Raw genomic sequence first — 12,645 nt, forward strand, 5'->3', positions numbered from 1 at the left:
GGGAGAGAGACCATGACCAAGATCGCCTTCATCGGCCTGGGCAATATGGGCGGCGGCATGGCCGCGAACCAGGCCAAGGCGGGCCATGCGGTCGCGGCCTTCGATCTGTCGGCGCAGGCGCTGGAGCGGGCGGTGGCGGCCGGTTGCGTCGCGGCCGGATCGGTCGCCGAGGCGGTCAAGAACGCCGAGGTGGTCATCACCATGCTGCCGGCCGGGCCGCACGTGCTGAAGGTCTATTCCGAACAGATCATCGGCGCGGCTCCGTCGACCGCCCTGCTGCTTGACTGTTCGACCATCGATGTTGAAACCGCGCGCAAGGTCGCCGGTCTTGCCAAATCGGCCGGCTACGCCTTTGCCGACGCGCCCGTGTCAGGCGGCACCGCAGCGGCGGATGCGGGCACGCTGGCCTTCATGGTCGGCTGCGATGAGGGCGACTTCGCCCGCGTCGAGGCGGCGCTGGAGCCTATGAGCCGCATCACAATCCGCGCCGGCGATCATGGGGCGGGGCAGGCGGCCAAGATCTGCAACAACATGCTGCTCGGCATATCCATGCTGGGCACCTGCGAGGCCGTCGCCTTGGCCGAAAAACTGGGGCTGGACCCCGAACGGTTCTTCGAGATCGCGTCCAAGTCTTCAGGTCAGTGCTGGAGCGTGACCAGCTACTATCCCTGGCCGGGTCCGGTGCCGACAGCGCCGTCGAACCGCGACTATCAGGGCGGGTTCGCCACGGCCATGATGTTGAAGGACCTCAAGCTGGCCCAGGACGCAGCGGCGAAATGCGGCGCCTCGACGCCGTTGGGCGCACAGGCCGAGGCGCTTTACGCCCTGTTCGATGGAATCGGGCACGGCGGCCGCGATTTCTCCGCCATGTTGCAGATGCTGCGCGGCAAGCTGGATGAACTTAGCCCGGCATAGATTCGTCTTTCGCATCCTGATTGCGGCCCGCGCAGCTTCGGCGGCGCGGGCCTTTTCGTATGAGGGCACAGCCGCGTGTCGGATCGCTGACGGCTGGTGCGACCAAGGCGCGCGCCTGCCGCATTCGCCTTATTCCGTTCGCCGGAGTGAGCCTGCGAAGAGTGAAGTTAAAGCAGCGGCTTAGCTCGCGTTGCCCATTGGGACGGTTCTAGTAGAGATCGAAAATCGCCTGAAATGTGGCTGAACGGCGCTTGCGGCTCACATTGCTCCTGTGTCATGTAACCGCTTACATCGCTTATCGACGGATCTTCGAAAAGGGGCCGGGACGATAGGGAGCAGGGAGAATTCGATTGGACATGGCCGCGCCTAGCGCTGCGTCTGCACGGCAGGAGGGCCAGCCCTTCGCCAAGGCCGCCACCATGCGCGACGTGGCCGAACGCGCCAATGTGTCGGTTGCTTCTGTCTCTCGTGTGTTGAACGGCTTGGGCGTGACCTCGGACGCGACGCGCCAGCGCGTGCTCGATGCGGTCGAGGACCTTCGCTACGTCCCGCACTTCGGCGCCCGCAGCCTGTCGACCAGCAAGAACGACACGATCGGCGTCATCCTGCCCGACCTGTTCGGCGAGTTCTTCTCCGAGCTGATCCGGGGCATGGACCTGGCCGCCCGCGCTCACGGCAAGCATCTAATCGTCTCTAGTTCGCATGACGGCGCGGAAGACACCCTGGCTGCCGTGCGTTCGATGCGCGGGCGCGTGGACGGCATGATCGTGCTGTCGCCTCATCTGGGCGCGGCGAACCTGTCGTCAGAGTTCGCCGGTCGGATGCCGGTCCTTCTGATGAACGGCGGCGCGGCCGAGCCGGGGAGGGCGTCCATCATGATCGACAACCACGGCGGCGCCGTCGGCGCGGTCCAGCATCTGCGGTCCACTGGCCGCAAGCGCATCGCCCACATTCGCGGCGCCGCCGGCAACATCGAGGCGGACACGCGCGCGGCCGGATATGCGGCGGCGCTGGATGGTCATGACCCGATCATCGTCGAGGGCGACTTTTCTCAGGCCTCTGGCCACCGCGCCGCGACCCAGCTTCTGTCCATGCCTGAGCGGCCCGACGCCGTCTTCGCCGCCAATGACATGATGGCCGTCGGCGCCCTGCTGGCCTTCCAGGAGGCGGGCGTGCGCTGCCCCGAAGACATCGCCGTCGTCGGCTTCGACGATGTGCCCATCGCCGCCCTGATGCGGCCCGCGCTGACCACGATGCGCGTCAACATCGCGGAAATCGGCCGAAGGGGCGTCGAACGCCTGATCGGCCTGGTCCAGGCCGGCGCGACCGCCGACGCCACGGACACCGCTTGCGAAATCGTTCGGCCGATCCTGGTCGAACGCCAGTCCACCGCGGCGGCCTCGTCCGCCAGGTTCAACAAAGGGTAGGCCAGCCATGTCGCTGACAACCGATCCCATCAGGAGGGGAGAGCTCAGGATGACCCAGTTCAACACGCGTAAGGCCGCCTTGGCGGCCGCGTCGGCGCTTGCCATTAGCATGGCGGTCGTCGGCGGGGCGCAGGCGCAGAACGCAACGACGACGTTGCGCGGCGCGGTATATGACGGCCAGACCGTCGAGACGGGCGCGACGGTCGTCGCGACCGAAGTCTCCACCGGATATGCGACGCGCGCGCGCGTCGGCGCCGACGGTCGCTATGTTCTGTCCGGCCTGCGCCCTGGCACCTATCGCGTGCAAGTCACCAGCGCGGACGGCCAGACGGCGGAAGAAACCGTGACCCTGTCGCTGGGTCAGGTCGGCACGTTGAACCTGGATGTCGCCGGAGCGACGACGACGGCCGCCACTGACGGCGCGACCGAGCTGGGCGACATCGTCGTCACCGGCCGAAGGGTCTTCGAGGTGCGTACGCCCGAAGTCGCCACCAACGTGACCCAGCAGCAGATCAACAACCTGCCGCAGATCAGCCGCAACTTCCTGAACTTCGCCGCCTTGGCGCCGGGTCTTCGCGTGACCGAGGACGACACCGAGCGGACGATCTCGGCCGGCGGTCAGACCGCCCAGGCGATCAACGTCTTCATCGACGGCCAGAACCGCAAGTCGCTGATCAACGACGGTGGTGTCGCCGGTCAGGACGACAGTCGCGGCACGCCCTTCCCGCAGGGCGCCGTCCAAGAGTTCCGCGTCATCAGCCAGAACTTCAAGGCCGAGTACGAACAAGCCGGTTCGGCCATCATCACCGCCGTGACGCGCTCGGGCACGAACGAGTTCCATGGCGATATCTTCGCCTATTACCAAGACCCTGACTGGATCGCCCAGGACGAGATTTCGGAACGCCGTGGATCCGAGAAGGCGCCGCTGAAGCGGCTCCAATACGGCGCCAGCCTGGGTGGCCCGATCATCCAGGACCGTCTGCACTTCTTCGGCGCCTATGAGCGCAAAGATGAGGACCGAATTTCGCAGTCCTTCCTGAACCGCACGGAATATAACGACTTCTTCGCGGCGGACCTTGGCACGACCTCGACCCCGTACGAGCAGGACATCTTCTTTGGAAAGCTGTCATGGCAGATCAATGAACGCCAACGTCTTGAGCTTAGTGCGGAATATAAGACGGAAGAGGACATCCGTGGAGCTAGTGGGCAAAACTCTCCCAGCAGGGCCGCCCGAAACAACGGTGAGAATAAAGCTTTCAACCTGCGTCACCAGTACCAAGGCGATCGCTTCCTGAACGAGTTCGCGATCGACTACTTGGAAGCGACTTATGAACAGTCCATTATCAATGGTGGTGACTACGGTCGTCGGTACGTCATATTCCGTGACGACAGCGCGAACACACCTGGTTTTCAGTACAATATAAACAATCGCGAGGCGACTGTATTTACTGCTGGCGGTCGGGCTGACTCGCAGCTTCTGCGGCAGAAAAGCACGACGGTTCGTAACGACCTAACTATCCCAGATTTGGCTTGGATGGGTACACACACCATTAAAATGGGTGCAAAGTATTCCATGCAGAACTATTTCGTCCAAAAAGATTTCGGTCGAAATCCTACTTTCACCTACGACATACAGGCTCGCCCCGAAATCAATGGGAGCCGTACTATACCTGTTGCTGTTGATCTGGGGGTTGCTGTGCCTCCCGCTGATGCAGATAACAATGTCATCGGTCTGTATATCCAGGATGATTGGCAGATCACCGACAAGCTGGAAATCAACCTCGGCATTCGCTGGGACTACGAGGACAACGCGGTAAACAACGACTACCGTACGCCAGACTCGATCCGGAACATGCTGGCCGCAATCCAGGACCTTCCGAACTACGACTTCCCATCTTACTTCAATCCGGCGGACTTAAAACCCACTACCGTAGATTTACGTAGCTAAATCAACCGGTTACAAAGGGTAGAGACTTACACATACCTTACACAGTTGCCGCATGCGGCAAGGAGGTCATGTGCCGGAGTCTCACTCCCTCATGGACGGCAAGCTTCACGTGTACCGTCGCGAGAATAGCCGGTTCTGGCAGTGCGCGACCTATCTCAACGGTCGCAACCATCGTCAGTCGACGAAGGAAACGAACATCGCTTTCGCGCGGGAATTTGCGCGCGAGTGGTATCTCGACCGGGTCGCCGAGGCTCGTCTTCGCAAGTCCGGGAAGCTACTGCAAGAGCATGCCGGGAGCCATACGCCCCTTTGAGCGGGTGCTGAAACGCAAGAATGGTCAGCCCACCGATCTCGTCTTCGGGCTGGTGCAACGCGAGCTTCTCAACGCGATCCTGCGGGATCCGTCCGGGGCCGTCGAGGCGGTGACCTGGCGAAAGGACGGGGTCAGCGTCATCGCGCCAAACGCTCCGCCCGCCTTGGATTGCCTCATGCCCGATGACTTCGCCATCGACTGGGGCTCGATGAAAGATCTTCTGGGAAGGGGCGGCGCTTACCGCCACGAGCTGGCTTTGTCGGGGTTCACGCCCGTGGCGTCCGGCGCGCTCCTCAACATCAGTCCGAGCAGTGTCCGGTCCCGACAGATCTGGTGTCCGTCCGAGGTGTACAGGACAGCGCGTGAGCGCGGCCGCGCCGACTTTCGTGAGGTTGTCGATCGAACGGTGCAAGCTCTGGCGGGGGAGCGCAACTGGGTCGTGGAAGTCAGCGGTGGGCTGGACTCCGCGATCGTGGCAGGCGCTCTCACTGACCACCAGCGGGCCCGGGTCACGCAATGGGTCAACTATTTCGTTGACGATCCGGAGGGCGACGAGCGCGGGTTCGCGCGCCCTGTGGTCGAGCGACACGGCTACCGCCTCACGGAAGTGAAACGGGAAGGATTGACGCTTTCGGCAACGCGTCTCGCGAAGACAGCCAATAGTTTCCGGCCCCCGGTCAACGACCTCGACACGGACTACAACGAAGACATTGCGACCAGGGTGGAGAGTTCGGGCGCCTGGGGCTCTTTAACGGGGCAGGGCGGTGACGTGGTTTTCTTCCAGATGCCCACCTTCCTGATTGCGTTCGACGAAGTGCGTGAGAGGGGTCTGCGAGCGCGGGCCGAAGTTCTCCACGCTGCGGCGCGCTGGACGGGTCAGTCGCTGTGGCCCAAGACCTGGCTCAAGGCCCGTCGAGCCCATCACATGCTGATGCGTGAACGAAAACATCCTTGGCTTGATGATCTCAAGGGCGTGCCGCCTGCAAAGGCAATGCAGATACTGGGGCTGGTCAATGGCCAAGCCTATCAGGGGAGCGCCGTGCGCAGCCGCCACGGACCATGCGTCAATCCGCTCCTGAGCCAACCGGTCATGGAGGCCGGTCTGGCCTGGTCCTCGGTCAATCTCACGTGGGGTGGGCGAGACCGTTATGCGGCGCGCGTCGCCTATGCGGACGCCATTCCGCCTTCCATTTTTGACCGACGTTCAAAAGGGGAGCTGGGGGCCTTCTACGGTGAGGCCGTAGCCCGGAACCTAGGCTTCCTCCGCACATACCTGCTCGAAGGCGAGCTGGCCGGAGCGGGACTTCTGCCACAGGGCCTCGCGGAGGATATGACGCGCGAGGCCCTGGTCTGGCGAGGCGGGTTCTCCCGGTTGGTCACCCTGGCGTTGACGGAGGCATGGCTGCGGCGATGGCAGGCTCGGATCGCGGCGTCTCGGATTTGAGGTACCGGTCGAACCAGGCAGTCAGCTGCATATAGTAAACCCGCGCATTGCCCGGATTGTGGATGCTGTGATCTTCGCCGAACAGATAGGTCAAGGCGGCCGGGCGCTGAAGACGCACGAGCGCGGCGTACATCTGCTCAGCATGAACGCCGAGAAAGTCCATCTCGCCATGGATCAAAAGCACCGGCGCCGTGATCCGATTGGCGGCTTCAAACGGACTGCCTCGTCTGTACCGATCGGGATCGCTCCAGAAGGATTGAAGCATGCCCGCTTGCCCGGTCTCGAGCCAACGCGCACCGCTGATCGCGTCTATGGTATTTTCTCCCTGCATCCGCTGGTGCGGCGACATCGCACCGAGAGACAGGGGTAGGTTATACGCCCCATTGACCGCGACCACCGCCTTGAAGCGCTCCGACTGCGCGGCGCTCATGACGACCGACCAGCCGCCGAAGCTGTGACCCCATAGCCCGATCCTATCGGCGTCGATCGAGCCGTCGGCGGCTGCGGCGTCCACAACAGCCAGGATCCGGTCCGCAAGGCCGGCCGACGGTTCGGCGTTAGCAGGCAAATCCGGATAGATCACCGCATAGCCCGCAGCGGCCAGCAACCCCCCGTTCAGTGTCATTTGGACTGCCTCGGGATCCATGGATCGAGGCGCAGTGGGGTAGGTCTTGCCTGGATAGGGGATGACGATAACCGGCGGGGGCTGGCTCGTCGCCGTCTCGGGCAGATAGAGCCAGCCTCGCGCTCCGTTCGGACCGGTGATCAAACGGGCCTGCGGAACATAGACAGTGTCCAGTTCCGGATTGAGACGTCTGACGATCTCGGAGCCCAGCTCGCTACGGACTTCGAGCCGGTTCGGCGTACGGCCCACCGTGCCAATCCCGACGCTGATCCGCCGGTCCCAGCTGACGCTGGCGCCGGGCGACGCATCAACGCACGGGGACGGTGAGGGTTGGGCGTCCGCGAAAACGCGGCACAGCCGGCCGCCTTCTCCGGTGACCTCCGCCTGATCGGCGCCCATCGGATCTGTCGCACGCCGGTGTCCGAAGATACCCAGAGGTCGCGATAGGTTGCCTGTCGGGCCGAGATCCTCAGACGAGAGATCGGGCCGAAGGCGAAGGATGCGGCCGCGGTCTTCGAGAAGAGCCGCCTCTTGTCCTTGGGCGATCACCCGGCCGCCTTCGCTCACTCCGTTAACGGCTGCAACGTCCGTTCCACGTTGAGCCCACCAGCCCAATCGACCGTTTCGTATTCCGCGAACGACGGCTGCGTCGCCAAGCCAGGTCGCATGCGCCGTCGGGCTTGCGAAAACATCGACCGTCGTATCCGGAGTGACCCCAGCCGGCGTCCGATCACGAACCTCGCCCGCAGGCGTGACGGAGAGAAGACGGGCGGAAGCGGCGCCGATGTCCATCACCAGAAGTGCTGAGGAATCTGCGGACCAGCCGAGCAAACTGGTGGAGACATCCACGGTCTCCGACGGATCGACTGACAGTCCCGTCCGCGTGCCCACAAGGCGCAACGAACGCGCCCGGCGAAGCTCGGTCGCCATGTCCAGTCCGGGAGGAGGCGCCAGTGGACCGTCTATCAGCACCGCGACTTGGCTTCCGTCCGGCGACGCTTCGAAATCCAGGAATTCGCCCTGCGACAGGACGACTGCTTCGCCCGTGTCGGCGTTCACTCGCCACAAGGTGCGGGTCTCGCGGATCTCAGCCGAGGCGCCCTGTCCGACCGAAACAAAGGCAGGCTCTCCTCGAGCGGCTTGCGCCCAGAGACCAGGAAGGCGGGTCTGTGTCGCGTTCTGCATGGAGAGACGGGGCGGCAAGATGCCGTCCGGCATGCCGAGCACGAGAAGCTCGGTGTTCGAAATCCACTGAACCGACCGTCCCCATGCACCGCTCTCGGGCGAAAGATCACTCCAGGCGACGGTGCCGGCTCGCAGGTCCACGATTCCTAGCCGGAACATCAGGCCCTGAAGGCGGAAAACAACCAGTCGAGAACCGTCTGTGGAGAATGGCCCCATGGTGTAGCCGGCGTCGTCTTCCATCGGCAGAAGGGGGCGGATCTCCGATGGTGCCTCGACGTCGAACTGGTAGATTCTCGCATACCGAACGGCGCCCTCGGGCTGCAGATCGTAGCGTGGAAGATCGCCTCTCGCGCGACGCTCTTCGAAGACGGCGACGGATCCGGACGGGTCGATCTCGATCCGTCCGAAGGTCTCCAGGCCTCGGCGGCGATGCTGCTCCAGTGGCTCGACGCCGATCCAAAGCAAGGCTAGCGGGCAGGTCGACTTCGACGAAAGCAGATTGGAAGACGACCTGGGCAGTGACTTGGTAAAAGTCAGGGGAACAGGATCGCCGAAGACCTTTTTTGGAACAGCGCGCCTCCAGACCTGTTCGACCATCTCCACTGGAGGAGGCAGACCATGCCGATCAATTTGAAGACAGGGCTCGCGCCTGCCGCTCTGTCAGCGCTGCTGATAGCATGCTCGCCGTCCGAGAATGTCGAGTCGAACACCACCGCAACAACGGAAGCGGCTGAGGCCACACCGAACGCGGGCGGCATGGGTGCGGAGACAATGTCCGGGCCTCAGACGCCCTACACCGCGTCCGAGCAGCAGATGCACCAGGCCATGATGCAGGCTCATGGGGCGGACCCTCAAGAGACCTTCGCCCTGAAGATGATCGAACACCACCGCGGGGCGATCGCCATGTCCGAAGTTTTGATGCGACAGGATCCCGACCCCGAGCTTCGTCAAATGGGGGACTGAACCTGGCTTGGGCGCGCTCCGCACTGATTTCGTCGGCGCTTGTCGTTGCGCTTGGCTCGTTCGCCGCTCTGGTGGCCCAGACCGCCGTGATGGCCGGATCGCTGAGCGAAGCGGTCAAACCCGCGTCGCTGTCTTTCATGGCCACCGGCACGGCCTTGGGAATGGCCATGGTCGCCCGAGCGACCGTCGCCCTCGTTGGGCTCGTTGCGATTCTCGCCTTGAAGCCCGGGCGCCTGCTCTGGGGCCTGAAGGTCCTGGCGGGACTGCTTGTGGCCGCCAGCTTCGCCTGGACGGGTCACGGCGCCGCCACCGTAGGCCCAGGCGGGCTGCTCCATCTCGGCGCCGACATCGTCCACACCATCGCCGCCGCCTTGTGGCTAGGCGCTCTAGCGTCGCTGACGATCCTGCTGCTGCGCCGGACCTCGCCGGACGATCACGCGCTCCATCGCGCCCTGCATGGGTTCGCCGGCCTTGGGACCCTGGCCGTCACTTTGTTGGTCTTGAGCGGCCTCGTGAACAGTTGGTTTCTCATCGGGCCAGCGCGCTTCGGAGAGATCGGGACCAACCTCTATGGCCAGCTGCTGATCGCCAAGCTGGTGTTGTTCGTGCTGATGCTCGCCCTCGCCGCAGGAAACAGGTTCCGACTTACCCCGGTGTTGGGCTCGGTCCTGGCGGGCGGGGGAGACGTTCAACCGGCCCTCTCCCACCTCCGACGCAGCGTCGTTGCAGAGACGCTGGTCGGGGCCGCGTTGCTGGCTGTCGTCGCGGTGATGGGCACGCTCGCTCCGCCGTCAGCTATGTGAAGCTGCAAGCGCGCTAGCTGGGCGCGCGCGACGACCAGTGGATGTGGTGGATGCGCCAGCCGTCAGCATGCCGCTTCAACACCATCGTCTCAGTCGTCAGCCGATCCACGGCACGACCGTTGAACTGGCCCGTGGTTCGGCCTTCGCTGGTGATCCAAGCGACGTCCCCGTCCGTCCATCCCGATCTCCGCGTGACCGTGGCCTCCGACGCGGCGGCGAACGCGGCGTCCGAGCTGAGGTGATGGGACGCGTATTCGTCGCGCGATCCAGGCGTCGCAGCAGGCGCAGGTCGGCGTCTTGAAGACCGTCAGTTCCCTTGATGGGTGCGTCTGCGCGCAGGCGCTTCCCGCCATGCCGACGAATAGTGTAGCGCCCAAGAAAAGGCGACGGTTCGGTTGTGTAGGGGTCAAAAGGGTTCTCCCTGATCGCTATGAGCGGATCGTCTGGCCTCGGCCGGATCGGTGCGCCCTGGCGTCATCCTCGACCGGAGCCATCGCCGGCCTGGCTGCTCGACGAACACATGGATGGCGGCGGCCGCGGCAAGGGTCAACACCAACAGGCCGGAGAGCTCGCCCACGCCCATCCGATAGTCTCCCGGCCAGCCAGCGACTGCTTGGACGGCGTTGCGCCAGACCATCAGGATAGGAATGTGGACAAGGTAGAGGGCGAATGACGCCTCACCCGCGAAGAGGGCGATCGGGTGGGACAGGAATGTCGTCACCGGGGGTTTAGCTAATAGGGCGAGCGAGAGAATGAAGGGGCCGGAGGCGGCCACGATGACGCGGTCGTCGGCCCCGGCCTGCATCAAGACGAGCAGCACGGCCGTGGTCCCTAGGGCGGCAATGACGGCCATGCGCGGCGAGAGCACCCAGCGTTGGCCGAGGTAGTAGAGACCTATGCCGTAGAGGAACTCGGGAAGGATGCGCAGAATGCCCAGGCTGTCTTCCGCCCGTGGCAGGACCCGCCCGAACTGCGCCCGGTAAAAAGCGTCAAGCGCGACGAACAGCAGCGCGGCGAGCGCGATCAGAACCCACGGTCTCGACCGCAGGCGCAGGGCGACAGCAGCGTAGGCCGGGAAGACCAGATAGGCGAACCATTCGGCAGACAGCGACCAGGCTGGTCCGTTCCAGAGCGCCATGGTTTCGCGCGGGAACCAGGCCTGAACGAGCAGCAGAGTGCCCGCGAAATCGGCGGGATTGAATCGGCCTGGCTCCAGACCGACGCCGACCATCGGGGCGATTAATACAAGCCCGAGCATGGCCAGGAGGATGAACAGGTGAGCCGGATAGATTCGGGCGAACCGAGCTGCCAGAAACCGCTTGTAGTCGGGCGCGCCGTTCCCTTGCAGATAGACGTGCGTGAGGATGAAGCCCGACAGGATGAAGAAGACATCCACGCCGAGCCGGGCGCGATTCAGCAGGCCCGCGCTCTCCGTAGGCAAGGTCCAGTAAAGCTGGAAATGGAAGAGCACGACGCCAAGCGCGAGGAAAAATCTCACGCTGGTGAGGGGATCGAGCACGTTCGGAAAGGGAGCCCGGGCGGGGCCTAACCTGTCGCTCACATCGATCCCCCTGGACGACACGGCTATTCCGGTCGTTCTCTGGTATCTACGCGGGCCCGGACCTTTCCCCTCATGAGGGGAAGCTCAAACCGGCGCGTATGGAGGAGGGGGCGTGAGGCAAATGCGCAATGACTGACGACATCGAAAGACTGATCGGAGCGGCTGCGCCCGGCGACGCTGCACGGCTTGCGGGCGTGGAGGACGCCGTCTGGTCCCGGATCGGCGAGCGCCGGGATCGCGCCCGAATGGGTCAGGTGCGGATCGCCGCCGTGGCGATCGCCCTTGTCGTCGGCGGTGCGAACGGCGGTCTGATGCTCATGACCCCACGGCCAGAGCCTTCAGAGCTGCGTATCTTCACGGTGTCAGCCGGCCTGTCGCCTATGGCCAGCCTGGATGTTTGGGGATGAGGGCGACTTGGAAGTCGATCGTCGCCACGGCGATCCTGGCGGCGCTCGCCAGCGGGGCAGCGACCTGGGCGAGCGCGACCTGGATCATGCGCGAGCGCCAGCCGCCGAGCCTGCACAGCGTCGTCCATGAAAAACTAGACCTCAGCGCGGAGCAGGACCGCCGTCTAGACGTCATTGAAGCCCGCTTCGCCGCGCGTCGCCCGGCGCTGGAGGCGGAGGTTCGCGCCGCCAATCGCGAACTCGCGGCCGCCATCGCCGCCAGCGACGGGGACACGCCGCAGGTCCAGGCGGCTGTCGATCACTTCCATACCGCCATGGGCGATCTTCAGAAGGCGACGATCACTCATGTGTTCGAGATGCGATCCGTTCTGACCCCGGCACAGGCCGAGGTGTTCGACGCGGCCGTCGTCGACGCCGTGCGTTACGACGCCGGCTAAGCGCGGCGCGTGGGGGTTGAAGCCAGCATCGAGGTCCGAGCGGCGGGTGGAGACCGGACCGCTTTCACTGCCTTGATGACCGCCACCAAGGCCGACCTCTATAGGTTTATTCGCCGCTACGTCGGCGACGAGGCTGAAGCGCATGACGTGCTTCAGGAAGCCTATGCTTCCGCGTGGCTCGCCATGCGGCGATATGATTCGACGCGGCCTTTCGATGTCTGGATGCGTTCCATCGCCTTGAACAAATGTCGGGACTGGAGCCGGCGGCGCTCTGTTCGCCGTGTCGTGCGCGGCGTGATGGGCCTTGATGCCCCCGAGGCCACGGCCGTGGGCGAAGACGCACCCATGCCCGAAGCTAGGCTGGACGATCAGCGTAGGGCCCAGGACCTGCAACACGCGCTGTCTGAGCTTCCCGACGCCCTGAAGGCCCCGCTCCTGTTGGCCACGCTTGAAGGGCGTTCTCATGCGGAGGTCGCATCCATACTGGGCATCACGCCGAAGGCCGTGGAAACGCGGATCGCCCGCGCGCGAAAGAAACTGGTCGACGCCTTGGCTTAGGCGCCGGTTCGGCGTCGCGGTGACGAGCGCGCGCGCAAGGGCGCTATTTCAAAGACTGT

Annotated in this window: 13 protein-coding genes; 10 read left to right on the top strand and 3 right to left on the bottom strand. The window is 64.2% G+C overall.

Translation table 11 applies throughout. From position 1 onward, the window contains the following. Window positions 1-12 precede the first annotated feature (12 nt). The 5 genes from mmsB to JX001_RS08225 all read left to right on the top strand — a co-directional run bounded on the left by mmsB (window position 13) and on the right by JX001_RS08225 (window position 6,047). Window positions 13-915, top strand: a complete 903-nt coding sequence (gene mmsB, locus JX001_RS08205) for a 3-hydroxyisobutyrate dehydrogenase (protein WP_241004580.1) — start codon at window positions 13-15, stop codon at window positions 913-915. A 356-nt stretch (window positions 916-1,271) separates the two neighbouring features. Next, window positions 1,272-2,342, top strand: a complete 1,071-nt coding sequence (locus JX001_RS08210; RefSeq protein ID WP_205680701.1) for a LacI family DNA-binding transcriptional regulator — start codon at window positions 1,272-1,274, stop codon at window positions 2,340-2,342. Between the two features lie 49 nt (window positions 2,343-2,391). Next, on the top strand, window positions 2,392-4,290 hold the full coding sequence (locus tag JX001_RS08215; protein ID WP_205680702.1) for a TonB-dependent receptor: 1,899 nt from the start codon (window positions 2,392-2,394) through the stop codon (window positions 4,288-4,290). A 91-nt stretch (window positions 4,291-4,381) separates the two neighbouring features. Then, window positions 4,382-4,603 (top strand): hypothetical protein, encoded by a 222-nt coding sequence (locus JX001_RS08220; protein WP_205680703.1) that lies wholly within the window; start codon window positions 4,382-4,384, stop codon window positions 4,601-4,603. 4 nt (window positions 4,604-4,607) lie between these two features. Further along, window positions 4,608-6,047 carry an asparagine synthase-related protein gene (locus tag JX001_RS08225; RefSeq protein ID WP_205680704.1) on the top strand — a complete coding sequence of 480 codons (1,440 nt, stop codon included), beginning with the start codon at window positions 4,608-4,610 and terminating at the stop codon, window positions 6,045-6,047. Here the strand turns inward: JX001_RS08225 and JX001_RS08230 are convergent. After that, a complete protein-coding gene (locus tag JX001_RS08230; protein ID WP_205680705.1) occupies window positions 5,980-8,454 on the bottom strand; it encodes a S9 family peptidase in 2,475 nt (824 codons plus the stop codon). The two genes, JX001_RS08225 and JX001_RS08230, sit on opposite strands and share 68 nt — an antisense overlap. 174 nt (window positions 8,455-8,628) lie before the next feature. Between JX001_RS08230 and JX001_RS16285 the strand changes: the two genes are divergently transcribed. Beyond that, the gene (locus tag JX001_RS16285; RefSeq protein ID WP_241004581.1) at window positions 8,629-8,820 is read left to right on the top strand and encodes a DUF305 domain-containing protein; all 192 of its coding nucleotides are present in this window, start codon (window positions 8,629-8,631) and stop codon (window positions 8,818-8,820) included. Between the two features lie 26 nt (window positions 8,821-8,846). After that, window positions 8,847-9,623 (top strand): copper homeostasis membrane protein CopD, encoded by a 777-nt coding sequence (copD, locus tag JX001_RS08240; RefSeq protein ID WP_491523255.1) that lies wholly within the window; start codon window positions 8,847-8,849, stop codon window positions 9,621-9,623. A 13-nt stretch (window positions 9,624-9,636) separates the two neighbouring features. Here copD and JX001_RS16290 read toward each other — a convergent pair whose 3' ends face one another. Beyond that, the gene (locus JX001_RS16290) at window positions 9,637-9,777 is read right to left on the bottom strand and encodes a Cif family virulence factor (protein ID WP_241004832.1); all 141 of its coding nucleotides are present in this window, start codon (window positions 9,775-9,777) and stop codon (window positions 9,637-9,639) included. A gap of 252 nt (window positions 9,778-10,029) precedes the next feature. After that, window positions 10,030-11,142 carry an acyltransferase family protein gene (locus JX001_RS08250; protein WP_205680707.1) on the bottom strand — a complete coding sequence of 371 codons (1,113 nt, stop codon included), beginning with the start codon at window positions 11,140-11,142 and terminating at the stop codon, window positions 10,030-10,032. A 170-nt stretch (window positions 11,143-11,312) separates the two neighbouring features. On the opposite strand from JX001_RS08250, the gene JX001_RS08255 reads away from it, so the two are divergent. The 3 genes from JX001_RS08255 (at window position 11,313) to JX001_RS08265 (ending at window position 12,586) form a co-directional block, all read left to right on the top strand. Then, on the top strand, window positions 11,313-11,591 hold the full coding sequence (locus JX001_RS08255; protein WP_205680708.1) for a hypothetical protein: 279 nt from the start codon (window positions 11,313-11,315) through the stop codon (window positions 11,589-11,591). Continuing rightward, complete coding sequence (locus JX001_RS08260) at window positions 11,588-12,028, top strand: Spy/CpxP family protein refolding chaperone (RefSeq protein ID WP_205680709.1); 441 nt, start codon at window positions 11,588-11,590, stop codon at window positions 12,026-12,028. The genes JX001_RS08255 and JX001_RS08260 overlap by 4 nt, the downstream gene beginning before the upstream one ends. A gap of 75 nt (window positions 12,029-12,103) precedes the next feature. After that, window positions 12,104-12,586: an RNA polymerase sigma factor gene (locus tag JX001_RS08265; RefSeq protein WP_241004833.1), complete on the top strand. Its 483-nt coding sequence runs from the start codon at window positions 12,104-12,106 to the stop codon at window positions 12,584-12,586. Window positions 12,587-12,645 lie beyond the last annotated feature (59 nt).

The sequence above is a fragment of the Brevundimonas fontaquae genome (assembly GCF_017086445.1).
GTDB classification, from domain to species: Bacteria; Pseudomonadota; Alphaproteobacteria; order Caulobacterales; family Caulobacteraceae; genus Brevundimonas; species Brevundimonas fontaquae.

Excerpts from the sequence above, each read along its gene's own strand:
- mmsB (WP_241004580.1), top strand. The coding sequence starts at position 13 with ATGACCAAGATCGCCTTCATCGGCCTGGGCAATATGGGCGGCGGCATG.
- JX001_RS08230 (WP_205680705.1), bottom strand. The coding sequence starts at position 8,454 with ATGGTCGAACAGGTCTGGAGGCGCGCTGTTCCAAAAAAGGTCTTCGGC.
- JX001_RS08265 (WP_241004833.1), top strand. The coding sequence starts at position 12,104 with ATGACCGCCACCAAGGCCGACCTCTATAGGTTTATTCGCCGCTACGTC.
- JX001_RS08210 (WP_205680701.1), top strand. The coding sequence starts at position 1,272 with ATGGCCGCGCCTAGCGCTGCGTCTGCACGGCAGGAGGGCCAGCCCTTC.
- JX001_RS08255 (WP_205680708.1), top strand. The coding sequence starts at position 11,313 with ATGACTGACGACATCGAAAGACTGATCGGAGCGGCTGCGCCCGGCGAC.
- JX001_RS16285 (WP_241004581.1), top strand. The coding sequence starts at position 8,629 with ATGTCCGGGCCTCAGACGCCCTACACCGCGTCCGAGCAGCAGATGCAC.
- JX001_RS08260 (WP_205680709.1), top strand. The coding sequence starts at position 11,588 with ATGAGGGCGACTTGGAAGTCGATCGTCGCCACGGCGATCCTGGCGGCG.
- JX001_RS08215 (WP_205680702.1), top strand. The coding sequence starts at position 2,392 with ATGACCCAGTTCAACACGCGTAAGGCCGCCTTGGCGGCCGCGTCGGCG.
- JX001_RS08220 (WP_205680703.1), top strand. The coding sequence starts at position 4,382 with ATGGACGGCAAGCTTCACGTGTACCGTCGCGAGAATAGCCGGTTCTGG.